Origin of the sequence: Demequina litoralis (assembly GCF_030418455.1) — a bacterium.
GTDB lineage: Bacteria > Actinomycetota > Actinomycetes > Actinomycetales > Demequinaceae > Demequina > Demequina litoralis.
Window position 1 is genome coordinate 143577 of sequence record NZ_JAUHPW010000002.1, and the last position, 24529, is coordinate 168105.

The 24529-nt window shown below is 75.2% G+C and carries 24 protein-coding genes; 12 read left to right on the top strand and 12 right to left on the bottom strand.

The features are described 5' to 3' along the window. Positions 1–85 precede the first annotated feature (85 nt). Together QQX09_RS03315 and aroA are read left to right on the top strand one after the other, a co-directional pair. Positions 86–604 (top strand): hypothetical protein, encoded by a 519-nt coding sequence (locus tag QQX09_RS03315; protein ID WP_301131301.1) that lies wholly within the window; start codon positions 86–88, stop codon positions 602–604. Next, a complete protein-coding gene (aroA, locus tag QQX09_RS03320; RefSeq protein WP_301131302.1) occupies positions 601–1911 on the top strand; it encodes a 3-phosphoshikimate 1-carboxyvinyltransferase in 1311 nt (436 codons plus the stop codon). Before QQX09_RS03315 ends, aroA begins: the two co-directional genes overlap by 4 nt. A 7-nt stretch (positions 1912–1918) precedes the next feature. Here aroA and QQX09_RS03325 read toward each other — a convergent pair whose 3' ends face one another. Next, positions 1919–2902: a Gfo/Idh/MocA family protein gene (locus QQX09_RS03325; protein ID WP_301131303.1), complete on the bottom strand. Its 984-nt coding sequence runs from the start codon at positions 2900–2902 to the stop codon at positions 1919–1921. A 104-nt stretch (positions 2903–3006) separates the two neighbouring features. Between QQX09_RS03325 and rsgA the strand changes: the two genes are divergently transcribed. Further along, positions 3007–4026: a ribosome small subunit-dependent GTPase A gene (rsgA, locus tag QQX09_RS03330; protein WP_301131304.1), complete on the top strand. Its 1020-nt coding sequence runs from the start codon at positions 3007–3009 to the stop codon at positions 4024–4026. Positions 4027–4094: 68 nt separating this feature from the next. Beyond that, complete coding sequence (gene hisN / locus QQX09_RS03335) at positions 4095–4880, top strand: histidinol-phosphatase (protein WP_301131305.1); 786 nt, start codon at positions 4095–4097, stop codon at positions 4878–4880. 102 nt (positions 4881–4982) lie between these two features. On the opposite strand, the gene QQX09_RS03340 is transcribed toward hisN, so the two are convergent. Genes QQX09_RS03340 through QQX09_RS03350 form a run of 3 tightly spaced genes read right to left on the bottom strand, consistent with a single transcriptional unit; the run spans position 4983 to position 7202 of the window. After that, a complete protein-coding gene (locus QQX09_RS03340; protein WP_301131307.1) occupies positions 4983–5423 on the bottom strand; it encodes a DUF6912 family protein in 441 nt (146 codons plus the stop codon). Between the two features lie 4 nt (positions 5424–5427). Then, positions 5428–6603: a CpaE/TadZ family protein gene (locus QQX09_RS03345; protein WP_301131308.1), complete on the bottom strand. Its 1176-nt coding sequence runs from the start codon at positions 6601–6603 to the stop codon at positions 5428–5430. Next, positions 6600–7202 (bottom strand): SAF domain-containing protein, encoded by a 603-nt coding sequence (locus QQX09_RS03350; protein WP_301131310.1) that lies wholly within the window; start codon positions 7200–7202, stop codon positions 6600–6602. The genes QQX09_RS03345 and QQX09_RS03350 overlap by 4 nt, the downstream gene beginning before the upstream one ends. A 109-nt stretch (positions 7203–7311) precedes the next feature. Here QQX09_RS03350 and QQX09_RS03355 point away from each other — a divergent pair, with 109 nt between their 5' ends. Then, positions 7312–7524 (top strand): helix-turn-helix domain-containing protein, encoded by a 213-nt coding sequence (locus QQX09_RS03355; RefSeq protein ID WP_301131311.1) that lies wholly within the window; start codon positions 7312–7314, stop codon positions 7522–7524. A 3-nt stretch (positions 7525–7527) separates the two neighbouring features. Here the strand turns inward: QQX09_RS03355 and QQX09_RS03360 are convergent, their stop codons facing one another. Beyond that, on the bottom strand, positions 7528–8034 hold the full coding sequence (locus tag QQX09_RS03360; protein ID WP_301131312.1) for a hypothetical protein: 507 nt from the start codon (positions 8032–8034) through the stop codon (positions 7528–7530). A 251-nt stretch (positions 8035–8285) separates the two neighbouring features. On the opposite strand from QQX09_RS03360, the gene QQX09_RS03365 reads away from it, so the two are divergent. Both QQX09_RS03365 and QQX09_RS03370 read left to right on the top strand, forming a co-directional pair. Then, the gene (locus tag QQX09_RS03365) at positions 8286–8996 is read left to right on the top strand and encodes a LysM peptidoglycan-binding domain-containing protein (RefSeq protein ID WP_301131313.1); all 711 of its coding nucleotides are present in this window, start codon (positions 8286–8288) and stop codon (positions 8994–8996) included. Further along, complete coding sequence (locus tag QQX09_RS03370; RefSeq protein ID WP_301131314.1) at positions 8993–9385, top strand: Rv3235 family protein; 393 nt, start codon at positions 8993–8995, stop codon at positions 9383–9385. Before QQX09_RS03365 ends, QQX09_RS03370 begins: the two co-directional genes overlap by 4 nt. A gap of 71 nt (positions 9386–9456) precedes the next feature. On the opposite strand, the gene secA is transcribed toward QQX09_RS03370, so the two are convergent. From secA to mtrA, 7 genes are all read right to left on the bottom strand, one after another. Further along, complete coding sequence (gene secA / locus QQX09_RS03375; protein ID WP_301131315.1) at positions 9457–12333, bottom strand: preprotein translocase subunit SecA; 2877 nt, start codon at positions 12331–12333, stop codon at positions 9457–9459. Positions 12334–12379: 46 nt separating this feature from the next. After that, on the bottom strand, positions 12380–13270 hold the full coding sequence (locus QQX09_RS03380; RefSeq protein ID WP_301131316.1) for a DMT family transporter: 891 nt from the start codon (positions 13268–13270) through the stop codon (positions 12380–12382). A 40-nt stretch (positions 13271–13310) separates the two neighbouring features. Further along, the gene (hpf, locus tag QQX09_RS03385; RefSeq protein WP_301131318.1) at positions 13311–13958 is read right to left on the bottom strand and encodes a ribosome hibernation-promoting factor, HPF/YfiA family; all 648 of its coding nucleotides are present in this window, start codon (positions 13956–13958) and stop codon (positions 13311–13313) included. 127 nt (positions 13959–14085) lie between these two features. Next, the gene (locus QQX09_RS03390; RefSeq protein WP_301131319.1) at positions 14086–14832 is read right to left on the bottom strand and encodes a ComF family protein; all 747 of its coding nucleotides are present in this window, start codon (positions 14830–14832) and stop codon (positions 14086–14088) included. Between the two features lie 101 nt (positions 14833–14933). Next, complete coding sequence (locus QQX09_RS03395; protein ID WP_301131320.1) at positions 14934–16658, bottom strand: LpqB family beta-propeller domain-containing protein; 1725 nt, start codon at positions 16656–16658, stop codon at positions 14934–14936. Next, positions 16655–18292 carry an MtrAB system histidine kinase MtrB gene (mtrB, locus tag QQX09_RS03400; protein ID WP_301131321.1) on the bottom strand — a complete coding sequence of 546 codons (1638 nt, stop codon included), beginning with the start codon at positions 18290–18292 and terminating at the stop codon, positions 16655–16657. Before mtrB ends, QQX09_RS03395 begins: the two co-directional genes overlap by 4 nt. Continuing rightward, the gene (gene mtrA, locus QQX09_RS03405; protein WP_062298662.1) at positions 18289–18972 is read right to left on the bottom strand and encodes an MtrAB system response regulator MtrA; all 684 of its coding nucleotides are present in this window, start codon (positions 18970–18972) and stop codon (positions 18289–18291) included. The genes mtrB and mtrA overlap by 4 nt, the downstream gene beginning before the upstream one ends. Before the next feature lie 78 nt (positions 18973–19050). On the opposite strand from mtrA, the gene QQX09_RS03410 reads away from it, so the two are divergent. Genes QQX09_RS03410 through QQX09_RS03430 form a run of 5 tightly spaced genes read left to right on the top strand, consistent with a single transcriptional unit; the run spans position 19051 to position 24349 of the window. After that, positions 19051–20184 (top strand): hypothetical protein, encoded by a 1134-nt coding sequence (locus tag QQX09_RS03410; RefSeq protein WP_301131323.1) that lies wholly within the window; start codon positions 19051–19053, stop codon positions 20182–20184. Continuing rightward, positions 20181–20819 (top strand): DUF4129 domain-containing protein, encoded by a 639-nt coding sequence (locus tag QQX09_RS03415; protein WP_301131325.1) that lies wholly within the window; start codon positions 20181–20183, stop codon positions 20817–20819. The genes QQX09_RS03410 and QQX09_RS03415 overlap by 4 nt, the downstream gene beginning before the upstream one ends. Further along, entirely contained in the window at positions 20816–22039 is a 1224-nt protein-coding gene (locus tag QQX09_RS03420; RefSeq protein ID WP_301131327.1) for a DUF4350 domain-containing protein, read from the top strand. The genes QQX09_RS03415 and QQX09_RS03420 overlap by 4 nt, the downstream gene beginning before the upstream one ends. Beyond that, entirely contained in the window at positions 22036–23058 is a 1023-nt protein-coding gene (locus QQX09_RS03425) for an AAA family ATPase (RefSeq protein ID WP_301131328.1), read from the top strand. Before QQX09_RS03420 ends, QQX09_RS03425 begins: the two co-directional genes overlap by 4 nt. A 1-nt stretch (position 23059) precedes the next feature. After that, positions 23060–24349, top strand: a complete 1290-nt coding sequence (locus QQX09_RS03430; RefSeq protein WP_301131329.1) for a DUF58 domain-containing protein — start codon at positions 23060–23062, stop codon at positions 24347–24349. Positions 24350–24529: the final 180 nt, after the last annotated feature.

A 24529-nucleotide genomic window follows, 5' to 3' on the forward strand; every position in this document is an offset into this window, starting at 1 on the left:
GTCGTCACATCGGTCGGTAACGGCATCGCCGCCGACATCATTCCCGCCCCTGACGCGAAGCGCCTCGCTTGGTAGCGTAGGAGGCATGTTGCGTGCACTTGCCAGGCCGCTGCTCGCCTCGTGGTTCGTCTACGGAGGCGTCCAGAGCTACCTTGAGCCCGAGACGCGCGCCGCGCGCGTCGCCCCCACCGTCGAGCCCGCCCTCAAGGAGCTGGGTCTCGAGGAGGTGAAGACCGTCGACCTGGTGAAGGTCCACGGCGCCGCCTCCGTCGCCCTCGCCGCCGCGCTGGCGCTGTCCCGCAGCCCGCGCGCCGCGGCGCTGGGCCTCGCCGGCCTCGCCGGCGCCACCGCGGCGCTCGCCCATCCCTTCTGGAAGGAGGAGGACGAGACGCGCAAGGAGGAGGAGCTGGAGCAGTTCCTCAAGAACCTCTCGCTCGTCGGCGGCGTGCTGCTGGCGGCGACGGCCGGCCACAGCCAGCGCCACATCGACCGTAAGAAGGCGAGGAAGGCGAAGGCCAAGGAGAAGGCCGCGGAGGCCAAGGAGAAGGAGAAGGAGGCCAAGGCGGCCCTCAAGGCCGCCGGCTCCAAGAAGCGCGCCGCGTGAGCGGCGCCCTCCCCTCCGGTACCGGCCCCGGCGAGGCGTGGGACGCGCCCGTCGCGCATCGTCCCCTCGACGCGACGGTGTCCGTGCCCGGCTCCAAGTCGCTCACCAACCGCTACCTGGTCCTCGCGGCGCTCGCCGCGGAACCGGTGACCGTCACCGGCGGGCTGCGGTCGCGGGACTCCGACCTCATGATCGGCGCGCTGCGCGGGCTGGGCGTCGAGGTGGACGATGCGGGCGACGAGTGGTGCGTGACGCCCGGCCCGATCCGCGGCGGCGCGCACGTCGACTGCGGCCTCGCGGGCACCGTGATGCGGTTCGTGCCGCCGATGGTGCTGCTCGCCGACGGCCCCGTGAGCTTCGACGGCGACGAGGGCGCGCGCGTGCGCCCCATGGGCCCGCTGCTCGACGCGCTGCGCCTGCTGGGCGCCACCGTCGACGACGACGGCCGCGGCACGCTGCCCTTCACCGTCACCCCGCCCGAGGAGGTGCCGGACGTGGTCGAGGTCGACGCGTCGTCGTCCTCCCAGTTCGTCACCGGGCTGCTGCTCACCGCGCCGCGCCTCGACGACGGCCTCACCGTGCGCCACACCGGCGAGACGCTGCCGAGCCTGCCGCACATCGACATGACGTGCGAGGCGCTGCGCGCGGCGGGCATCCGCGTGGACCAGCCCGACGAGCGCACGTGGATCGTGCATCCCGGCGAGATCCGGCCCGGCGACGTGCGCGTGGAGCCGGACCTGTCCAACGCGGGCCCGTTCATGGCGGCCGCACTGGTCGCCGGCGGCACGGTGCGCATCCCGGGGTGGCCCGCCGTCACCACGCAGCCGGGCGCGTACTACCCCGAGCTGCTCACCCGGATGGGCGCCGCCTGCACCCTCGAGGGCGACGTGATGACCGTCGTCGGCGACGGCACCGTCCACGGCATCGACGCGGACCTGTCCCCCGCGGGCGAGATCACCCCGACCATCGCCGCGCTGTGCGCGCTCGCGGACGGACCCTCGCGGCTCACCGGGATCGGGCACCTCCGCGGCCACGAGACCGACAGGCTCGCGGCGATCGCGGCCGAGGTCGGGCGCGTCGGCGGCCGCTGCGTCGCCGACGACGACGCGCTGGAGTTCGGCGGGATACCGCCCGCGGGCCTCACGGGCGCGGCCATGGAGACCTACCACGACCACCGGATGGCGACCTTCGCGGCCATCATCGGCCTCGCGGTGCCGGACCTCCGGGTCGTGAACGTGGGCACCACGGCGAAGACCATGCCCGGCTTCCCCGCCCTGTGGCGCGGGATGCTCGGCCTGGACGGCTGAGCGGCGCTCACACGGCGACCCGCGCGCCCTCCTCGAACGAGCGGATGATCGCGTGTGCGAGCGCGAGCGCCCGCCTGCCCTCGCGCGCATGGACGGGCGGCTCCTCGCCGGCACGGAAGGCCCCGAGGAGCCGCTCGACGTGCCGGTCGAACGTGTACTCGAAGGTGCGGGCCTCGTCGTCGAAGTAGCCGGCCTCCCACACGCGCCGCGTCGGGTCGCCGGCGGCCGAGACGGTGAGCCGCTTGACGGTGTCCTCGATGAGGAGGCGCCCCCTCGTGCCGTTGACCTCGACGAGGTGCGTGCCGGGGTACGCGTACGACGAGTCGTACGTGCCCACGAGGCTGCCCACCGCGCCGCTCGAGAACCGCAGGGCGACCGCGAGCGTCGTGTACGTCCCGGGGCGCGTCATGTCCGTCATCTGGGCGGCGACGCTGTCGATCGGGCCGCACAGGTGCTCGAGCATGTCGATGCCGTGGACCTGCGTCTCGATGAGGTTGGCGTGCGGGCTGGTGCCGAAGTTCGGCTCGCCGCCGAAGCGCCACGTCGCGAACACCACGTCGCCGAGCTCGCCCGCGTCGATGGCGGCCTTGGCGCGCGCCACCGGCTCCGCGAAGCGGTGGTTGAGGTTGATCGCGAAGAACAGCCCGCGCGATGCGGCCTCGGCGAGCAGCTTGTCCGCCTCGTCCAGCGAGAACACGAGCGGCTTCTCGACGAGCAGCGGCACGTCGCGGCGCAGCAGGTGGAGCGTGGGCTCGAAGTGCGCCTCGTTGGGCAGGCACACCGTCACGAGGTCGGGGCGCGCCTCGTCGAGCATCGTGTCGAGGTCGGTGTACGGCGTGGTGTCGAACGCGGCCGCCCGCGCCGCGGTGCGGCCCGGGTCGCGCCCCGCGATGCCGACCAGCTCCGTGTCCCGGCGCCTCGAGAAGATGCGCGCATGCTGCGCGCCCCAGCCGCCGGCCCCCACCACCGCCACCCTCAGCACGTCGCCCATGACGCTTCCCTTCGCCTCCCTCCGAGCGTAGGACGCGGCCGCGCGCCGTGCCCGGCGCGAAGCCCTCGGTAGGCTGGGCGCATGCCTGCGATGCCGGACCCCACGTGAGCGACTGGAGCCGCTACGACGAGTCCGACGCGCGCGTCCGCCCCAGCCGGCGGGGCTCGCGCCCGCGGACCAAGGTGCGCCCCGCGCACGAGGAGGCCGAGCCGGGCGTCGTGATCGGCGTCGACCGCGGCCGCTACACCGTGCGGATGGACGATGCGGTGATCACCGCGGTCAAGGCCCGCGAGCTGGGCCGGCGCGGCCTCGTCATCGGCGACCGCGTCGGTGTGGTGGGCGACACGTCGGGCCGTCCGGACACGCTCGCGCGCATCGTCCGCCGCGAGCCGCGGGCGACCGCGCTGCGCCGCACCGCCGACGACACCGACACGACCGAGCGGGTGATCGTCGCCAACGCCGAGCAGCTCGCGATCGTCACCGCGCTCGCGGATCCCGAGCCCAACCCGCGCATGATCGACCGCTGCCTCGTGGCGGCGTTCGACGCGGGCATGGAGGCGGTGCTCGTGCTCACCAAGGCGGACCTCGCGGACGCCTCCGAGCTTCGCGGCGCGTACGAGCCGCTGGGCGTGCGGGTGCTCGAGACGTCGGTCCGGCGCGCGGGCGGACCCGAGGAGGACCCGGGCTTCGTCGAGCTGCGCGAGTCGCTCGGGGGCGCGACCACGGTGCTCGTCGGCTACTCGGGCGTGGGCAAGTCGACCCTCGTCAACGCGCTGGTGCCCGACGCGGGCCGCGCGGTGGGCGTGGTCAACGACGTCACGGGCCGCGGCCGCCACACCTCGACCTCGGCGGTGCTGTACGAGGTCCCGACCGGCGGCCGCATCGTCGACACTCCCGGCGTGCGCTCCTTCGGGCTCGCGCACGTCGACCCCGAGCACTTCATCCTCGCCTTCCCGGACGTCGCGGCCGCGGCCGACGAGCGATGCCCTCGCGGCTGCACGCACGAGTCCGCCGAGGCCGGCTGCGAGCTCGACGCGTGGGCGGGCGAGGTGCCGGAGCGCCACGCGCGCGTCGACTCGATCCGCCGCCTGCTGGCCTCGCGCGCGGCCGGCGACCAGTACTGACCTCGCCCCGCGCACTGTCGGGGCGGGGCGCCGGGCCACCCGCGCATCGTCCCCGGTAGGTTGAAGCCATGACGGACGCCCCCTACGCCGACGACCTGCTGCTCGCCCTCGCGATCGCCGACGAGGCGGACCGCCTCACGCTCGCGAACTTCGCGACCGGGGACCTCACGGTCGAGACCAAGCCCGACGACACGCCCGTGACGGCGGTCGACCGCGCGGCGGAGCGGCTCGCGCGCGATCTCATCGCGCAGCACCGGCCCGCCGACGCGTTCGTGGGCGAGGAGTACGGCACCACGGGCGAGTCGGCGCGGCGCTGGGTGGTCGACCCGATCGACGGCACCAAGAACTTCATCCGCGACGTGCCCGTGTGGGCGACGCTCATCTCGCTGCTCGACGGCGACGACGTGGTCGTGGGCGTGGTGAGCGCGCCGGCGCTGCACCGGCGCTGGTTCGCCGCGCGCGGCCAGGGGGCGTGGCTCGGGGCGTCGGAGGCGACCGCGCGGCGCCTCCACGTCTCCGACGTGAGCGACCTCGCCGAGGCCTCCCTGTCCTACTCCGACCTCGCCGAGTGGGAGGCCTGCGGGCGGCTCGCGCCGTTCATGGACCTCATGCGCGACGTGTGGCGCACGCGCGGCTACGGCGACTTCTGGAGCTACATGATGGTCGCCGAGGGGGCCGTGGACATCGCGTCCGAGCCGGAGCTCGCGCTGTACGACATGGCGGCGCTCGTGCCGATCGTCGAGGAGGCCGGCGGCCGCTTCACCGGCGTCGACGGCACCCCGGGCCCGCATGGCGGCAACGCGCTCGTCACGAACGGGCTGCTGCACGACGAGGTGCTCCGCCGCCTCGCCTGACGACTGCCAATGACACTTGTGACAGGTGGGACTCGAGCGCGGAGCGTGCGAAGCCGACCCGGCCGTTCACGTCACACTGGTCACTCTTGTCAGGGGGAGTCGTCAGGCCGGCTTGAGGTGGGCGAGCTCCGAGGCGTCGTACCAGAGCAGGTCGCGCTCCTCGAGCGCGTCGAGCGCGTCCTCGTCGCCGCCGCGGGCCTCCCGGACGTCGTCGGCCGCGCCGGGCTCGTCGACGAAGGCGCACGCGATCGCGGAGGCGGGGATGCGCCCCTGCACGCGCACGGCGGCGGGGTGCAGATCCGGGTCGGCCTCGCATTCGGCCCGCGTGAGCTCGGCGACGACGACCACCCTGAGCGGCGAGCCGACGTCGACGACCGACGCACGTGCGGCGACGTCGCGCGCGATCTCCGCGAGCTCGTCCGCGTCGTCGGAGTCGACGATCGCGAGCAGGCGCTCGGTCACGGCGTAGGCGAGCGGCGGCTCCCACAGCCCGTCCGCGCAGCGAGGGAGGTCGTCGACGGTGGCGGGGATGTACACGCGCATGGCTTCAGTCTGTCACCGTCGCGGGCGCGTCACGCGCGGCGCGCGCGGCGGCGATCACCACGTCCGCCATCGACGCGATCGCCCTCCTCAGCGGCGACCGCGGCGCCGCCTCGGCGAGCGTGCGTCCGTCCCGTGCGGCCGCGTCGCAGGCCCTGAGGTCCCACGGCAGCGGCCACACCTCGGTGACCCCCGCGTGACGTCCGAGCGCGGCCGCGATCGCGTCCTCGGGCCGGGTGCCGGCGACCGAGGCGCGGATCCGGTTGACCGCCACCACCGGCGGCGGCCCCTCGAGGTCCAGCAGCGCGTGCACGAGCCGCACCAGCTGGTGCGGCTCCGCTCCTCCGACCGCGACGACGACGTCGGCCTCCGCGAGCCCGGCGAGCGTGGCGCCGTCGCGGCGCGGTCCGGCGCCGTGGCCCACCGCCGCCTCCGCGGGGGCGGCGAGGTCGAGCACCACGACCTCCGCGGCCGCCCGCAGCGCGGGCCACAGCCGCTCGAGGCCGGGAGCGGTCACCTCGGGCCAGCGCGCCGCGCGCGTGAGGCCCGTCACGACCCTCAGCCGCGACGCCACGTCGAGCAGGTGCCGCTCCAGCAGGGAGGCCGCGTCCTCGCCGCGGGCCGCCGCGCGCGCGACCGCCGCGATGCCCGGCGCCTCGTCCGCGAGCCCCAGCGCGGTCGCCACCGACGCTCCCGCGGTGTCGAGGTCGACGAGGACGGTGCGATGCCCCGCGAGGGCCGCCTCGGCCGCGAGGTTGACGGCGACCGTGGTCCGCCCCGGCGCCCCGCCGGTGCCCCACACCGCGATCACGGCACCGCCGCCGCGTTCGGGCGGCGGTGCGAAGTCGGGTGCGGGCCGCGCCACGGCGGCGAGCACCGCGTCCGCGAGGCTCCCGCGGGCCGGCGGGATGCCGAGCGCCTCGAGCCGCGGCGCGGCGCCGTCCGCCACCCCCACGAGGCCCGCGCCGGCCGCCCGGATCGCCGCGACCGCGTCGGCGTCGAGGTGGGGCTGCTCCGACAGCACGACGACGGAGCCGAGCCCGGCACGCGCGACGGCCACGGCCTCCGCGAGGTCCGCGCATCGGCGCACGACCGCGAGCCCGGGATGGGCGTCGATCTCCGCGACCACGGCCGCCTCGCCGTCGCCGCGCACCGCGACGACGACCCCGAGCGGCGCGGTCACCCGATCCCCACGACCGCGACCTCCGCCGCCGTCGCGAGCGCGTCGAGGAGGGCGCCCACCCGGTCCTCGGGCACCACCACGTAGACGGTCTCGCCGCCGAGCCCGAAGGATCCCTCCTCGCGCTCCACCGCGGACACCGGCAGCGACTCCCCCACCCGGGTCGACGACCCGTCCTCGGGCGTCACCCACACGTCGACGAGCGCCCCGGCCTCCACGCCGTCGGCGACGGGCGACGATGCGGTCACCGCGACGGGCCGTCCGTCGAAGTCCTCGCGCGCCGCGACGGCGCTGGCGGGCACCAGCTCGCCCTCCCCGACCGCGCGCGTGAGCACGCGACCGAACGGCGCGTCCGCGGGCGCCGCGAGGTAGCCCTGCCCCACCCGTACGTGCGCGACGACGAGGTCGCTCTCCTCGAGCACCGTGCCCGGTGCGAGCGCCCCGGCGGCCGCGTACACGGGGGACGTGCGGTCGGCGGCCCGCAGCGACGCGGCCACCCCCACCACCGCGACCACGATGAGCAGGACGCCCACCACGAGGCGCGGATCGCGCCACCCGGGCGGCCGCATCCGCGCCGCCACCGCCTGAACCTCGTCGCCCATCGGCACCCCCCACAGCCGCCGGTTGAGGACATCATGCCTGGTGCGCGCCCCTCACGGGAAGGGCTGTGGACAGCGGGCGCACGCGGCGGCGGCGTGTCACAATGGCCGGGTGCCACCGCGGTTCCTCAAGCTGAGCGACGTCCAGGAGATCCTCAACGTCTCCCCTCAGCAGGCGTATGCGCTCGTCCGGTCGGGGGACCTGCCGGCGATCCAGGTGGGCGGGCGCGGCCAATGGCGCGTCGAGGAGAGCGAGCTCGAGGCGTACATCGCGCGCCAGTACGCGCTGGCGCGAGAGCACCTCAAGGAGCGCGACGGGCGCTGACCGTCAGCCGGTGCGCACCGCGACCACGGCGCCGAGCGGGACCGCCCGCATCGTGCTGTCCACGGCCAGGTCGAGGTGGTCGGCCCCCACGGAGACGATGACCCCCCGCCACGCGCCGCCGTCCGTCTCGACGCGGACCGGCAGCCCCGCCTCGGCGAGCTCGCGCAGCGCGGACGCCACGCTCAGCCGCCGGCGCACCTCGGTGAGCGGCGCGGACGCGTGCCCCAGGCCGTCGATCGCCGCGACCGCGTCCAGCGGCACCACGGCCTGACCGTCGGGGGCGTCGAGCAGCACCCACGTGCCGGCGACGTCCGCGACCGTGCCGACCGCGCGGCCGCCACCGCGGAGGACGACGCTGGCCGGCAGCCCGGCATGGGCCGCCAGCCGCCCGGCGAGGACGACGGCCGCCCGCTCGTCGCGCGTCCGCTCCGCGATCTCGGCGTCGACATCGGCACGCTCCTCGGCGTCCAGCCTCGACTCGAGGTCGGCGAACAGCAGCTCCCAGCGCATGCCGCCACGCTAGCCGCCGCGTCCACAGGCAGGAATCCCGGGTGGACAAACCGGACGCCACCGACTACATCAGGAGATATCAAACAGCATCAAACGACATCCAATGGGGGTTGATGATGGGTGGCACGGCGAGGACGATGCGGGGGTCCGCGCGGACGGCGGGGGCGAGGACGGTGGGGTGGCCGGGCTCGGCGGGCACGCGTCCACCGGGCGCGCGTCCACCGGGCGCGCGTCCACCGGGCACGGGGACGATGCGGCGACCGGGTGCGCCGGCAAGGCCGCCACGGGCGACGGCCGCCGGCGCGTCGGCGCCCGCGGGCGCGCTCACCGCCGCGGCTGCGCTCGCCGCCACCGCCCTTGCCGGGGGTGCCGCGTGGATCGCCTGGCGCACCTCCGCCACCGTCGACTGGCGCGTATGGACCGCCGCGGATGCGGTGCTCGCGGTCGCCGGCATCGCCGCCGCCGGGGTGGCGCTGCGCTTCCTCGTCGAGGTGACCGCCGCCCTCGCGGCGCAGGCCCGCGGCGCGGCGGCCCCCGCGTGGACGGGCAGGGCGGCGCGCGCCACGGCGGCGGGCCTGGCCGCGGCGCTGCTCGGGGCGGGCGCGGCGCACGCCGACGAGCCGCCGCCCGCGGCCGGATGGCTGCCCGCGGCACCGCCCTCGGAGGCCGTCCCCTGGGCCCCGGCGACCCGCACGCCCAGCCCGGCGCGCATCGTCCCGGCGGCCGACGAGCCAGCGCCGCGCACGGAGGCCGCCGCGCCCACCCACGTGGTCGTGCCCGGCGAGTCGCTGTGGTCCATCACCGCGCACGTGCTCGGCCCGGAGGCGACCGTCGCGGAGATCGCCGCCGCGTGGCCGCGCCTGTACGCGCACAACCGCGCCGCCGTCGGCGCCGACCCGGGCTTCATCCATCCGGGGCTGCGCCTGGCCGTCCCCGACGGGCTCGCCGGGGACGCGCGATGAGCGCCGAGCCCGCGTGGTCGCCGCGGCCCGAGCGGCGCGACGTGTACGGCCGGGCGCGCGCGACGCTGGGCGACCCGACGCCGCTCGCGTGCACGGTCGCGCTCACCGCGATCGAGGTGGTGCACGGCGGCGACGGCCTCGACACGCTGCTGCGCTGGGTCACCCCGGAGGTGCGCGAGCGCCTCGCGCGCCAGCACTCCCTCGCCCGGCGGGCGGGGCGGGGCGGCGGCACGAACGCGCGCATCCTGCGCGCGCGGGCCTGTCGTGTCTCGCGGGATGCGGCCGAGATCGCCGCGGTCGCGAAGATCGCCGGCATGTCCCATGCGGTCGCGATCCGGCTCGAGGACCGCGCGGGACGGTGGGTCATCACCGTCCTCGACATCGGCTGACGCGTCCGGGCCGGGACGCGCGCGAGGGCGGCACCCGTGGGTGCCGCCCTCGTCGCCGGGTCGCGCGGGCCCTACAGCTCCGCGCCCTCCTCGTTCTTGCCGTGGCACATCTTGTACTTGCGACCCGAGCCGCACGGGCACGGCGAGTTCTTGCCCGCACCCTCGAAGACGCGGCCGTCGTCCCACGGCTTGGGGCCGCCGGCCTGCGCGGGCGCGGCCACCTTGGCGGTGCCGGAGCCGTCCTGCGCCGGACCCGAGAAGGTCAGGGCGCCCATGCGCGCCTGCACGGGCCCGCCCGCCGAGCCCGTGGCCGGGGTCGCGACCATGCGCTGGCCCGCGGGTCCGGCCGCCGTCGCGGCGCCGCCGCCGGCGAGCCGCTGGGCGGGCGCCGCCCCGGCCTGCTGGGCGGTCGCGGCCGCGGAGTCCGCGGTCACCGGCGCCTGCGGCGCGGGCGCCTCCTTCTTCTCCACGCGGTAGAGGATGGAGACGGCCTGCTCCTTGATCGCGTCGGACATCGCCTCGAAGAGCTGGAAGCCCTCGCGCTGGTACTCGATCAGCGGGTCGCGCTGTCCCATCGCGCGCAGGCCGATGCCCTCCTTGAGGTAGTCCATCTCGTAGAGGTGCTCGCGCCACTTGAAGTCGAGCACCTGGAGCAGCACCTGGCGCTCGACCTGGCGCATCACGTCGCCTCCGAGCTTGTTCTCGACGAACTCGTACTGGAACTTCGCATCGGCGACCAGCTCCCGCTCGAGGAACGCGGTCGACAGGCCGGACAGGTCGCCGGCCTCCTCGATGACCTCGTCGATGTCGATCGACACCGGGTACACCGAACGGAGGTCCTTCCACAGCGCCTCGAGGTCCCAGTCGTCGGGCGAGCCCACGAGGGTGGCCGAGCGGACGTAGGCGCGCACCACGTCGGCGACGAAGCCCTCCATCTGCTCGTGCATGTCCTCGCCGTCGAGCACGCGGCGGCGCTCGGTGAAGATGATCTTGCGCTGCGAGTTGAGGACGTCGTCGTACTTGAGGATGTTCTTGCGGATCTCGTGGTTGCGACCCTCGATCTGCGCCTGCGCGCTCTGCACGCCGCGCGTGAGCACCTTGGACTCGATGGGCATGTCGTCGGGCAGGGCCGACGAGTTCATCACCGACGCCGCGAGGCCCGACTGGAACATCCGCATGAGGTCGTCCTCGAGCGAGAGGTAGAAGCGGCTCTCACCCGGGTCGCCCTGACGGCCCGAGCGGCCGCGGAGCTGGTTATCGATGCGGCGCGACTCGTGGCGCTCGGTGCCGAGCACGTACAGGCCGCCCGCCGCGAGCACCTCCTCGCGCTCGGTCTCGACGTCCGCCTTCGCCGCGGCGAAGACGTCCTTCCAGACCTTCTCGTACTCCTCGGGGCTCTCGTTGGGGTCGAGGCCGCGCTCCTGCATCTCCGCGACGGCGCGGAACTCGGGGTTGCCGCCGAGCATGATGTCGGTGCCTCGGCCGGCCATGTTGGTGGCGACGGTGACGGCGCCCTTGCGGCCCGCCTCGGCGACGATCGCCGCCTCCTTCTCGTGGTGCTTCGCGTTGAGGACCGTGTGCGCGATGCCGTGCTTGCGCAGCTCCTGCGACAGGGTCTCGGACTTCTCGACCGAGACGGTGCCGACGAGCACCGGCTGACCGGACTCGTTGCGCTCGAGGATGTCCTCGATCACGGCCGTGAGCTTGGCCTTCTGCGACTTGTAGAGCAGGTCGGACTGGTCGGCGCGGATCATCGGCCGGTTCGTCGGGATCGGGATGACGCCCATGCCGTACGTCGAGTTCAGCTCGGCCGCCTCGGTCTGGGCGGTACCCGTCATGCCGGCGATCTTCTCGTACTGACGGAAGTAGTTCTGGAGCGTGATCGACGCGTAGGTCTGGTTCTCCGCCTTGATCGGCACGCGCTCCTTGGCCTCGATGGCCTGGTGGAGGCCCTCGGAGTAGCGGCGGCCTTTGAGGAGGCGGCCCGTGTGCTCGTCGACGATGTCGACCTCGCCGCCCTGGACCACGTAGTCGCGGTCGCGGCGGAACAGCTCCTTGGCCTTGATCGCGTTGTTGAGGAAGCCGATGAGGGGCGTGTTGGCGGGGTCGTAGAGGTTCTCGATGCCGAGCGCCGCCTCGATCTTGTCGATGCCGGGCTCGAGGATGCCGACCGCGCGCTTCTTCTCCTCGACCTCGTAGTCGACGTCGACCTCCATCTCCTTGGCGAGACGGGCGAACTCGACGTACCAGCGGTTGTTGTCGCCGGAGGCGGGGCCCGACACGATGAGCGGGGTGCGGGCCTCGTCGATGAGGATCGAGTCGACCTCGTCGACGATCGCGTAGTGGTAGCCGCGCTGGACCAGCTGCGACGGGTCGAGGGCCATGTTGTCGCGCAGGTGGTCGAAGCCGAACTCGTTGTTCGTGCCGTACGTGATGTCCGCCAGGTACTGCTGGCGGCGCACCTCGGGCGACTGGTTGGCGACGATGCAGCCCGTCGTCAGGCCCAGGAAGCGGAACACGCGGCCCATGAGGTCCGACTGGTAGCTCGCCAGGTAGTCGTTGACGGTGACGATGTGGACGCCCTTGCCGTCGAGCGCGTTGAGGTACGCGGGCAGGGTCGCGACGAGGGTCTTGCCCTCGCCGGTCTTCATCTCGGCGATGTTGCCGTGGTGGAGCGCGCCGCCGCCCATGAGCTGGACGTCGAAGTGGCGCATGCCGAGCGTGCGGCGCGAGGCCTCGCGGACCGCCGCGAACGCCTCGGGCATGAGCGCGTCGAGGCTCTCGCCGCCCTCGCGGCGCTCCCGGAACTCGTCCGTGAGCGCGCGGAGCTCGTCGTCCGACATCGCCTCGTACGCCTCCTCGAGGGCGTTGGTGAGGGTCACCACCTTCTGGAGACGGCGGAGCTCGCGCCCCTCGCCCATACGGATGATGCGGTCGATCACAGCCACGTTGCGCTCCTCGAAAGCCTGTTGAGTCCCCGACCATCGTAGGCGGTCAATGGATGCTCTCCGGCTCGTCTCGCTGAGGGCGCAACAGCACGACGGCGCTCGCGAGGACCGCGCCGCCGGCGACCCCGCTCCAGCCGAGCCGCTCGGCCAGCACGAGCGCCCCGAGGACGGCCGCGACGAGCGGCTCCAGCAGGCTCACGATCGTGGCGACGAACGGCGGCACGGTCGCGAGGCCCGACAGGTAGGCGAGGTACGCGAGCGCGGTCGAGCCGATCCCGAGCGCGGCGGCGATCCCCCACGAGGCGGCCCCGGACGGCGCGCCCCAGCCGAGCACCAGCGCGACCGGCACGAGCAGCAGCCCGCCCGCGGTGAACGACAGCGCCGTGAGCCGGGCCGCGCCGAGCCCGGGCACCGGGGTCCGGTTGACCACGGTCACGCCCGCGAACGAGGCGCCGGCCACGAGCGCCACGCCCACACCGAGGAGCGCGCGGTCCCCGGCGGACAGCGACGAGCCGAGCAGCAGCGCGAGGCCGCCGAGCGCCAGCACGAGCGCGAGGACGCGACGGCCGTCGGGCCGGTCCCGGTGGCGCCACCAGTCCCATAGCGCGACCCACACGGGCGCGGAGCCGATGGTGACGAGGGTCGACAGGCCGACGCCCGCGAGCGCGATGCCGGTGAAGTAGAGGACCTCGAAGACCGCGGTGAGGGCGCCGGTCGCGACGATGCGCACCACCGCCGCGCGGTCGAGGCGCCTCAGCCCGACCGACCGGCGCGCCGCCAGCCAGGCGGTGAGCACCACGCCCGCGATGAGCATGCGCCACATCGCGACGGAGGCCGGAGGGACGTCGCTGCGCTCCGCGAGCAGCGTCCCGAGGAGCCCGCCGGTGCCCCACAGGGTCGCGGCGACGACGACGGACATGAAGTGGCGGGGCTGCACCCGGGAAATCTAGCCGGTAGCAGCCCCGCCGCGACAGGGATCAGGCGGTCTCGCGGGACTCCTCGGCCGCCGCCTGCTCGAGATGGATCACGCCGTAGGTCCAGCCACGTCGGCGGTACACCGCGGACGCGAGCCCGGAGTCGACGTCGTGGAAGAGGAAGAAGTCGTGGCCGACCAGCTCCATCTGGTCGAGCGCGTCCGCGACCGTCATCGGCGTCGCCGCGTGGGTCTTGGAACGGATGATGATCGGCGTGCCGTCGATCGGGATCTCGCGGTGCGAGCCCTCCGGCGCACCCTCCCACGCCTCGACGCTGGTCGCGCGGTCGTCCACGTCGTCCTCGACCGGCACGGGCGCGGGCACCGTGTGGAGCCCGCTCTTGCCCTGGTGACGGTGAGCCTTGCGCTCGTGGAGCTTGCGCAGCTGCTCGACCAGCTTCTGCATCGCGCCGTCGAGCGCGACGAACCGGTCCTCGGCCGCCGCCTCGGCGCGCACGACTCCGCGTCCGCGCACCGTGATCTCGACGCGCTCGCGGTCGTTGGCGTGCTTGGGATTCCTCTCATGGACCACATGGATGTCCGCGCGGGTCGCGCGAGGGGCCAGGGCCTCGACCTTCTCCATCTTCTCGAAGATCCTCTGCCGCATGTCCTCGGAGACCTTGGTGTGACGTCCCACGATGGCGATGTCCATGACGAAAACTCCTTCACTGTCGCTGGGGCCCCGCAGGGGCCAGGGGCAAGGGGTCGGCGCTTCTCGCGCCTGGTGCATCACCTCCTCGCCTGGAAGGTGTCCGACGTTCTTCGTCGTCCTGGACCTCCTACCCTAGCGCGCTCGGGGCGCCCGCGGGACGGACTCTCAGCACTTCCCCAGGTGCCGGGGCGGATGCGAGCACGAGCGCCCCGACGGGCACCAGCGGGGAGCCCGCGAGGGCGCCCGCGGCGCGCGCGAGCGTGGCCCCCGTCGTGACCACGTCGTCGACGAGGAGCGCCGGAACCGGCCCGCCGAGACGTCCGACCGCGACCCGCACGCGGGCCGGTCCCGCCCGCCAGCGCCCGCGGTCGCCTGCGCCGCGCGACGCGCCGCGGGAGGGCAGCAGCGCGGCCACCTCCCGCGCGGGCGTCCCGGCGTCCGCGAGCCCGGCGGCCGCGGCACGGGCGAGCGTCAGCGGCAGGTCGACGCCCCGCCGCCGGGTGTGCGCGGCCCGGGCCGGGCACGGCACCACCGCCACGGGGGACGATGCGCGGGCGGCAGCCAGCGCGGGCGCGACGGCGGCCGCGGCGCGCCTCAGCGCCGGGGCGACCAGCGCGCCGAGATCGCGCCGGCCCGCGTCCTTCCACGCCGCGATCGTCCCGTGCACCGGTCCGTCGAGCTCGGCGACCGACCACACCGGCAGGGGCGGGTCGAGCGCGTCGAGGCGGGGCGCGCCGGTCTCGCATCGCAGCGGCGGCTCCCACCACGGCGCCTCGCACCCCTCGCACCAGCGCACGTCGACGAGCCCGCAGCCGGGGCATGCGACGGGCACCACGAGGCGCGCAAGACGCGCGACCGGCCCCGGATACTCCACCGCGTCAGCATGACGGGGGGCGAGCGGCGCCGCCCACGCATCGTCCGCCCGCCGGGGACGGCGGCCGGACCCGGCCGGTCCGGGGACACCGCCCCCGCGCGTCAGCCGGCGTACGCGAGCTCGTCGACCCCGGAGGCGACCGCGGACCAGCCCGTGCCGGCGCGCTCGCGGACGGTGCCGTCCTCCGACACCAGCGTGATCGACCGGTCGCCGTGGCGCGCGGAGATCGCGACCGCGTCGGACACGGCGGCGTCCTCGGTGGTGCGGCCCCCGACCGCGACGATCCACAGCGGCGCGGTCTCGGCGCCGCTCGAGGAGCCCAGCAGCGCGACCGACAGGTCGTCCACCCAGATGGCGTCGACCGTGGTGCCGATGTTCGCGCCGATCTGCAGCGGCTCGCCGATGCTGAGCGGCTCTCCCGTCTCGGAGCGCACCACCTCGGCGACCTCCGCGACCGTCTGCGCGCCCGACCGTGACACCACCAGCACGCGTGCGCCGTCGCGCGACGGCACGATCTGCTGCACGGTGCGGCCGGCCAGCCAGCGCGCGTCGAGCGGCATCGCGTCGCCGTCCTCGGACACCGCGATGACGGCCTCCGGGTCCACGGACTCCGCGGTCCACAGCCAGCCGTAGCGGTCGAAGGCCGGCGCGACGAGGTCCGGCCCCTCGACCACGGTGGCGACCTCCATGGTGCCGCGCGCCCGGCCCGCGTCGTCGTACGCCAGGAGCGTGTCGACGCCCCCGGCGAGCGCGTCGGAGATGACGATGCGGTCGCCGCCCACGCGGAACGCGACCCGGGTGCCGGTGTAGGAGGTGGCGAGCGCGTCCGCGCCGGCGGGCAGTGCCCCGACGCCGTCGCGCACGACCCACAGGTCCTCGCCGTCCCACAGGCCCAGCCGGTCGTCGATGAAGACCGCGGCGACCCCCTCGGGCACGGGCCCGCGCGACAGCGTCTCGACCGGGTCCGACACGAGCGGCACGCCGGCGACCGTGACCTCGACCTCCCTCACGCCCGGCAGCGCCGTCAGCGTGAGCCGCAGCTGCTGCTCGGCGAGGGCGCGCTCGGCGGGGCTGCCCGCCGACTCGGACGCGAGCTGGACCCTCGCGATCCCATCGGTCACGACCACGGAGTCGACCGCGAGCGCCGAACCCGCCGGGAAGCCCGTGGTGACGGCGTTCGCCAGCCACGGCGAGGGCCCCTCGACGAGCTCGCGCGCGGCCCAGGTCGCGACGTTGGTCGACGGCAGCCAGCGCAGCTCGGGCACCACGGTCGAGCCGTCGGCGGACGCGAAGACGAGCGTCACGGGCAGGAACACGCGGTTGAAGGTCGCCTCGGCGAGCAGCGACCCGTCCTCGAGGCCGGAGATGCGCCATTCGCCGCCGACGTCCCGCGACACCTGGAACTCGAGCTGCGTCTGGGTCCCGGCCTGCGCCTCGACCATGCGACCCGCGTCGTCGATCCAGGCCGCGACGGGCACCGAGTAGACGACGCGCCCGGCGTCCTCGTCGTAGTCGGGCGTGAGCGCGCCGGAGTCGTAGACGGTGACCTCCGCGAGCGGGTCCCAGTCCGCGCGGGCCGGCACGGTGAGGTACTCGCGGGCGACCGTGAAGTCCGAGGCGAAGCCCGCCGCGGTGGCCTGGATGAAGCCCGACACGATGGCGTTGACGCTGTCGCCGATCTGGGGGCCCTCGGCGAACGGCACGAAGGGCTCGGCCCCCTCGACCTCGCCGGTGCCCTCGTTGACGGGGCCGGAGGTAGGGATGGACGCGCACGCGCCCAGCGCGAGCGCGGCCCCGGCGCACACCGCCGCGATCCTCAGCCTCATGGGGCGACCTCCCTGCGGTCGGGCTCGAGCGGGATGCGCGTCGCGATCGTGCCGTAATCGAGCTCCGCGATGACGAGCGGCAGCGGCGGATGCTGACCCAGCCCGCGGGACGTGCGGGGCAGCTGCAGCCGGAAGCTCGCGCCCTTGCCGGGCAGGCCCCAGGCCTCGAGCTTGCCGCCGTGCAGCTGGGCGTCCTCGCGCGCGATCGCGAGGCCCAGCCCGGTGCCGCCCATGGTGCGCGCGCGGGCCGAGTCGGCGCGCCAGAACCTGTCGAACACCCGCTGCGCCTGCTGCGGGGTGAGGCCGATGCCGTAGTCGCGGACGACGACGGCGACGGCCCGGTTGGTCGACGCGACCACGATGTCGACGGGACGGCGCTGCGCGTGCTCGATCGCGTTCGACAGCAGGTTGCGGACGATGCGGGCCACGCGGGGACGGTCCATCGACGCGACGTGGTCGCCCTTGGCGACCCACAGCCGCAGCTCGACGCCCTGGCTGCGGGCCGCGGGCACCATCGCCTCGACCTGGTCGCGCACCACGTCCGCGAGCGACATGTCGTCGAACTCGAGCTGCGCGGCGCCGGCGTCGATGCGGGAGATCTCGAGCAGGTCGGACAGCAGCGACTCGAAGCGGTCGATCTGCGTGTCGAGCAGCTCGGCGGAGCGGGCGACCTCGGGCGGGAAGCCGGGGCGCGCATCGTGCAGCACGTCGGAGGCCATCCGGATGGTCGTGAGCGGGGTGCGGAGCTCGTGCGAGACGTCGGAGACGAAGCGGCGCTGGAGGCGCGACAGCTCCTCCATGCGGGTGATCTGGCGCTGGAGGGACTCGGCCATCTCGTTGAACGTGCGGGCGAGGGTCGCCATCTCGTCCTGGCCGCGCACCGTCATGCGCTCGGACAGGATCCCCTCCGCGAGGCGCGAGGCCACCCGCGCGGCCTGGCGCACCGGGCGGACGGTCTGCCGCGTCACCTGGAACGTCAGCACGCCGAGCAGCGCCATGAGCGCGACGCCGCCGACCGCGAGCACGCGCTGGATGAGGCTCAGCGTCGCCTGCTCGTCGGCGAGCGAGTAGACGAAGTACAGCTCGTACTCGCCCGCGACGCGGATGGTGAACGGCACGCCGACCACGACGCCCGGCTCTCCCGTGTCGGGCATCGCGACGAACTGCCACGACTGGGCGGCGCCCGACTGGACGGCGTCGCGCATCTGGGGGGTGATGACCTCGACGAGGTCGGTGTCGGACACCGGCGTCGACAGCAGCACGCCCGAGCTGTTCGCGGGGTCGCGCAGCGGCACCAGGCCGCGCGAGTTGCCGCCGAGCGTGCCGAGCCCGTCGAGCAGGTCGTAGACGAGCTGCTGGAGGTCGCCCGAGCTCTCGGCGGTCGAGGCGTCGACGTTCTCCTGGGCGGAGGTCGCGTCGCGCGCGGTCTCCGCGAGGATGCGGTCGACGCGGGTCTGGACCAGCCCGTCGCGGATCTGCGTGCTGACGAGCGCGCCGATGACGAGCACCGCGCCGAGGCCCAGCACCATCGTGCTGACCACGACGCGCAGCAGCAGGGAGCCGCGGAAGCGGCGCCACACCCGTCGCGGGCCCTTCGCCAGGTTGGCCCAGAGGGAGCGAGGGGTGAGCCTCACGACACGACGCCACCCGCCTTGTAGCCGACGCCGCGCACCGTGAGGATGATCTCGGGGTTCTCGGGGTCCCGCTCGACCTTGGCGCGCAGGCGCTGGATGTGCACGTTGACGAGGCGCGTGTCGGCCGCGTGGCGGTAGCCCCACACGTCCTCGAGCAGCACCTCGCGGGTGAACACCTGGCCCGGGCTGCGCGCGAGCGTGACGAGCACGTCGAACTCGAGCGGCGTGAGCGGGATGACCTCGCCGCCGCGGGTCACGCGGTGGCCGGTGACGTCGATCTCGAGGTCGGCGACCCGCACGACCGCGGGCGTCGCGTTGTCGTTGCGGCGCAGGCGCGCCCGCACGCGGGCGATGAGCTCGCGCGGCTTGAAGGGCTTCGGCACGTAGTCGTCCGCGCCCGACTCCAGGCCCAGCACCACGTCGACGGTCTCCGACTTCGCGGTCAGCATGATGATCGGCACGCCCGACTCCGCGCGGATGTCGCGGCAGATGTCGATGCCGGACCGCCCCGGCAGCATGAGATCGAGCAGGATCACGTCGGGGTTGGTCGCGCGGAACGCCGCGACCGCCTCGTCTCCGTGGTCGCAGAACACCGTCTCGAACCCGTCACCGCGCAGCACGATGCCGAGCATCTCGGCCACTGCGGGATCATCGTCGACCACCAGGATCTTCGCCGTCATGCCCCCATTATGCCGACGGCTCCCCCGGAGCCCTCGCAGCGCGTGGCAGGATGGGCGGGACCGCAGCGAGAGGATGCCATGGACCACCGCGACGAGGGCGCCGGCTGGGCCGCTCCCACGCCCGTCACCCCTGATACGGACGCGACCCCCGCATCGTCCATGCCCGCGCCCGCTCCCGCCGCGTCGTGGCCCGCGCCGCCCGTCCCGCCGCAGGCCGTGCCGGGCCCGCCGGCCCCGCCGCAGGCGGCCACCGCGACGCTGGCCGCGGCACCCACCGCGGCCTCGTGGCAGCCGGGCTTCATGCCGCTGCGTCCGCTCGGCTTCGGGGACCTGCTCGGGCTGCCCTTCCGCGCGATGCGGTACAACCGCGGCGTCGTCGTGGGCGGGCCCCTCCTGCTCACCCTCGGCGCGACCGTGCTCATGGTCGCCTCGATGTGGCTGCTGTTCACCGACCCGTCGCTCGCGCTCATGGACCCGGCCTCGCAGGCCGACGCGATCTCGGGCACCACCGTCGCGGTCTTCGTCGTCGCGATCGTCGCGGCGCTGCTCGCCGACGTGTTCTCGAGCGCCGTGGTCGCGCCGGGGGTCGCCCGCGGCGCGCTCGGCGAGCGCATCCGGCTCGCCGAGGCGTGGCGCGCCGTGCGCCCTCGCATCGGCTCGCTGCTGCTGCTCTACCTGCTCGCCACCGTCACCCTCGTCGTCGGCATGGGGCTCGCGTTCGTCCCGCTCGTGATCGGCGCGGCCAACGAGAGCGTCCCCGGCATCGTGCTGGGTGCGCTGGTCGCCGCGCTCGTCGCGATCCCGGTGGGCGGCCTCGTCACCCTCGTCGGCGGGATCGCGCGCCCGGTCGTCGTGCTCGAGCGCCGCGGCGCGATCGACGCGATCCGCCGGACGGCCCGCCTGCTCAAGGGCCGCTTCTGGTGGTCGGTGCTGGTGGTGCTCGTGGCGACCGTGCTCATCGGGCTCGTGTCGAGCGTGGTCAACCAGGTGGGCGGCTTCGGCGCCATGGCCGTCACGCTCGTCGCGCCCGACAGCCTCGTGGTGCTGGGCATCGCGTTCGCTCTCGTGCTCGCCCTGTCGCTCGTGATCTCGTACGTGCTCACCTACTCGTACCTGGGCTCGCTGTTCGCGCTGCTGCTCATCGACCTGCGCATCCGCCACGAGGGCTTCGACCTCACGCTCGCCGAGGCGGCCGAGGCGCGCCGCGCGTGAGCCTCGACGCCCCGCCGCTCACGCCGGACGCGGAGACCGCGCGCCGGTGGGCGGTCGAGGAGCTCGCGAAGGACGAGTACCGCGACGGCGGCACGTCGTGGCTCGAGCGGGTGCTGCGGTGGTTCTCCGACCTCCTCGAGGGGCTCGGGGACGGCGTGAGCGGCGCGGCGGGCCCGACCGGCACGGTGATCGCGGTGGCGGTCGGCCTCGCGCTGGTCGCGCTCGTGCTGTGGCTCGTGGTGGGGCCGATGCGGCGCAACCGGCGGGCCGCGGCCGAGGAGGGCCTCTTCGCGGACGAGCGCGGCGCGGCCGCGCTGGCGGAGGCCGCCCGGGCCGCCGCCTCGTCCGGCGACTGGGAGTCCGCCACGCTCGACCTGTACCGCGCGCTCGTGCGCGACCTCGCCGAGCGCGACGTCATCGTGCTCACCCCGGGCCTCACCGCCGCGGAGGCGGCCGAACGCGCCGCGGCGGTGCTGCCGGCCCTCGCCTCGCGGCTGCGCACGGACGCCGACGCGTTCGACGGGATCCGCTACGGGCACGTGCCCGCGACCGAGGCGACCTACGCGCACGTGCTCGAGACGATGCGCGCGTGCGCGGGCGCGCGACCCCGGCTCGCCGCGGCGGAGGCGCCGTGACCGCGCCCGCCGCCGCGCCCCCGTCCCCGCCGGAGGGCCTCGTCACCACCGCGCGGGGTCCGGGCCTGCGCGCCCGCGCGCGCCGCGGGCGGCTCGGCATCGTCGCGGCGGTGCTGCTGCTCGGGCTCGTCGCGATGCTCGTGATCGGGGCGCGGCCCGGCGACTACGTGCCGCTGTCGACGGAGAACTCGACCCCCACGGGCACCCGCGCGCTCGCGCAGATCCTGCGCGCCCACGGCGTCGAGGTGCGCCAGGTGGACCGTCTCGCGCGCTCCGCGGTGCGCGACCCGGCCGCGACCACCGTGGTGATCGCCCACGCGTCGCTGCTCACCGGCGGCCAGCTGCGCTCGCTCGTCGACTACCCCGGCGACCTGGTGCTGCTCGGCGAGTCCGGGGATGCGCTCGCCGCGCTCGGCATCGAGGCGACCGAGGAGCCCGTGCTCCTGCCCGAGACCGTGGAGGCGGGCTGCGCGGACCCCGATGCCCTGGCCGCCGGGACGGCGCGCGTCGACGTGCTCGGGCTCGAGCCGACCGGCGGCACGGCCGAGCTGTGCTTCACGCAGCGCTCCGGGCTGGCGGCCTTCGCGCGGGCCGACGACGGCGCGCGCACCGTCACCGCGATCGCCTCCGCGGAGCTCCTCACGAACGCGGGGCTCGACTCCGCGGGCCACGCCGCGCTCGCGATCCGCAGCATCGGCGCGCATCCCGAGGCCGTCTGGTACGTCGCGGACGGGTTCGATCCGAGCCTGCTCACGTGGGTCGGCTCGGGCGGCGGCGAGGTCCCCACCGAGGTCGAGGCGACCCCCGACTTCCTGCCGCCCGGCACCGGCACCGCGCTCTACGCGCTCGCGCTCGCCGTGCTGGTCGCGGCGTTCTGGCGCGCGCGCCGCTTCGGGGCGCTCGTGCGCGAGCCCCTCCCGGTCGAGGTGCGCGCCTCCGAGGCCACCCGGGGCCGCGCCCGCCTGTACCGCCGCGCACGCGCCACCGGCCGCTCGGCGGCGTCGCTGCGTGCCGCCGCGGCGCTGCGCATGGGCCGGCGCCTCGGCGTGGGGCGCGCGGACGGCCGCGACGCCCTCCTCGGCGCCGTCGCCCGCGCCACGGGGCGCGCCGAGACCGACGTCGACCGCCTCCTCTACGGCCCGCCGCCCGCCGACGACGCGGCGCTCCTCTCCCTGATCTCCGAGCTCGACGCACTGGAAAGCGAGGTCCACCGACCGTGAACGACACCACCCCGCCCGAGGGAACGCCCGCCGAGGCGCCCGCCGGGACCCCCGCATCGTCCACCGCGACCGCGGACGCGCGCGACGCGCTCGGCCGGCTCCGCACCGAGGTGGGCAAGGCCGTCGTGGGCCAGGACCAGATCGTCACGGGCCTGGTGATCGCGCTGCTGTGCCGCGGGCACGTGCTGCTCGAGGGCGTGCCGGGCGTCGCCAAGACGCTGCTGGTGCGCGCGCTCGCCGCGTCGCTCGACGTCGACACCAAGCGCGTCCAGTTCACGCCGGACCTCATGCCGGGCGACGTCACGGGCTCGCTCGTGTACGACGCCCGCACGGCCGCGTTCTCGTTCCGTGAGGGCCCGTTGTTCACCAACCTGCTGCTCGCCGACGAGATCAACCGCACGCCGCCCAAGACGCAGTCCGCGCTGCTCGAGGCGATGGAGGAGCGCCAGGTCACGGTCGACGGCGAGGGCCGCGCGCTGCCGGACCCGTTCCTCGTCATCGCCACCCAGAACCCGGTCGAGTACGAGGGCACGTACCCGCTGCCCGAGGCGCAGCTCGACCGCTTCATGGTCAAGCTCACCGTGCCGCTGCCCACGCGCGAGGCGGAGGCGGACGTGCTGCGCCGTCACGCCTCGGGCTTCGACCCGCGCGACCTCGCCGCGGCGGGCGTGGGCCCCGTCGCCTCCATCGGGGACCTCGAGCGCGCCCGCGAGGAGGTCGCGACGGTCGAGATCTCGGACGACGTGGTCGGCTACATCGTCGACCTGTGCCGCGCGACCCGCGAGGCGCCGTCGGTGTCGCTCGGGGTGTCTCCCCGCGGCGCGACCGCGCTCATGCAGACGTCCCGCGCGTGGGCGTGGATGCGCGGCCGCACGTACGTCTCCCCCGACGACGTCAAGGCGCTGGCGACCTGGACCCTCGCGCACCGCATGCGGATCCGCGCGGAGGCGGAGCTCGAGGGCGTGACCGCGGCGACCGTGCTCACCTCGGTGCTCGCGACGGTGGCGGTGCCGCGCTGACATGCACATCACGGGCTGGACGGTCGCGCTGGCGGCGCTCGGGGCGGTCCCCGCGGCGCTGACGCAGTCGCGCACCGTCGCGTGGGCGTGGGTGATCGGCGTGGTCGTGCTGGCGCTCGTCGACGTGTGGCTGGCGCCCCCCACGCACGCGGTCGGGGTGCGCCGCGAGGCGTCCGGCTCGGTGCGGCTCACGCAGTCCACCGCGACCCGGCTGACGGTGGCGAACGTGGGACGACGCCGCGCGCGCGGCGCCGTGAGGGACGCATGGCAGCCGTCCGCCGGCGCCTCCGGGGACCGGCACGCGTTCGCGCTCGCGCCCGGCGAGACGGCGACGTTCCGGACGATGCTGCGGCCCACCCGTCGCGGCGACCGTCACGCGGGGCCCGTGACGGTCCGCACCTTCGGGCCCCTGCGTCTCGCCGGGCGGCAGCGCTCGCTGGAGGCGCCCGCCCGGCTGCGCGTGCTGCCCGAGTTCGCGTCGCGCCGCCACCTGCCGTCGCGGCTCGTGCGGCTGCGCGAGATCGACGGCCGCACCGCCGTCCGCCTCAAGGGCGCGGGCGCGGAGTTCGACTCGCTGCGCGACTACGTCATCGGCGACGACGTCCGCAGCATCGACTGGCGGGGCACCGCACGGCGCGGCGAGGTGGTGGTGCGGACGTACCGTCCCGAGCGCGACCGCCGCGTGGTGATCGCGCTGGACAGCGCGCGGCTCTCGGCCGCCCGCGTGGGGGACGCGCCCCGCCTCGACGCGTCCATCGAGGCCGCGCTGCTGCTCGCCGCGCTCGCATCGCACGCCGGCGACCGCGTCCAGGCGACGGCCTTCGACCGCGCGGAGCAGGCCCGCGCCGCGTCGACGGGATCGCGCATCGTCGCGACCCTCGCGGACGCCCTGGCCGCCGTCGAGCCCTCGCTGCTCGAGCCGGACTGGCCGGCGCTCGTGCGCCTGGTCGAGTCGCGCGTCTCGCAGCGGTCGCTCGTGGTGCTGCTCACCACGGTCGACACGTCCGCGATGGACTCCGGGATGCTCGAGGCGGTCGCGGCGCTGCAGCGGCGGCACCAGGTGCTGGTCGGGTCGGTCGAGGACCCCGAGCTCGGCGAGCTCATGGCGGGGCGCGCGGACGCGGACGCCGTCTACGACGCGGGCGCCGCCTCACGCGCGATGCTCGAGCGGGAGGCGGTCGCGACGCGGCTGCGCCAGCTCGGCGCCGAGGTGGTGCTCGCGCTGCCGGACGACCTCGCGCCCGCCGTCTGCGACCGGTACCTCGCGCTCAAGGCCGCCGGGCGTCTCTGAGGCACGGTGGCTCCGGCGCGCCGCCCGACCCTGCCCCGGCGCGCCGCCAGGCTGGCGGGCCCCACCCGTCGCGCCGCCTCCCACGCGCGCGCCGCGCCGTCGTGCGCGTCGCTCTCACGAATGTCAGCCTGCGTTGAAACAGCCCGCATCTCCCCGACGACATCCCTGGTCAACGGCATA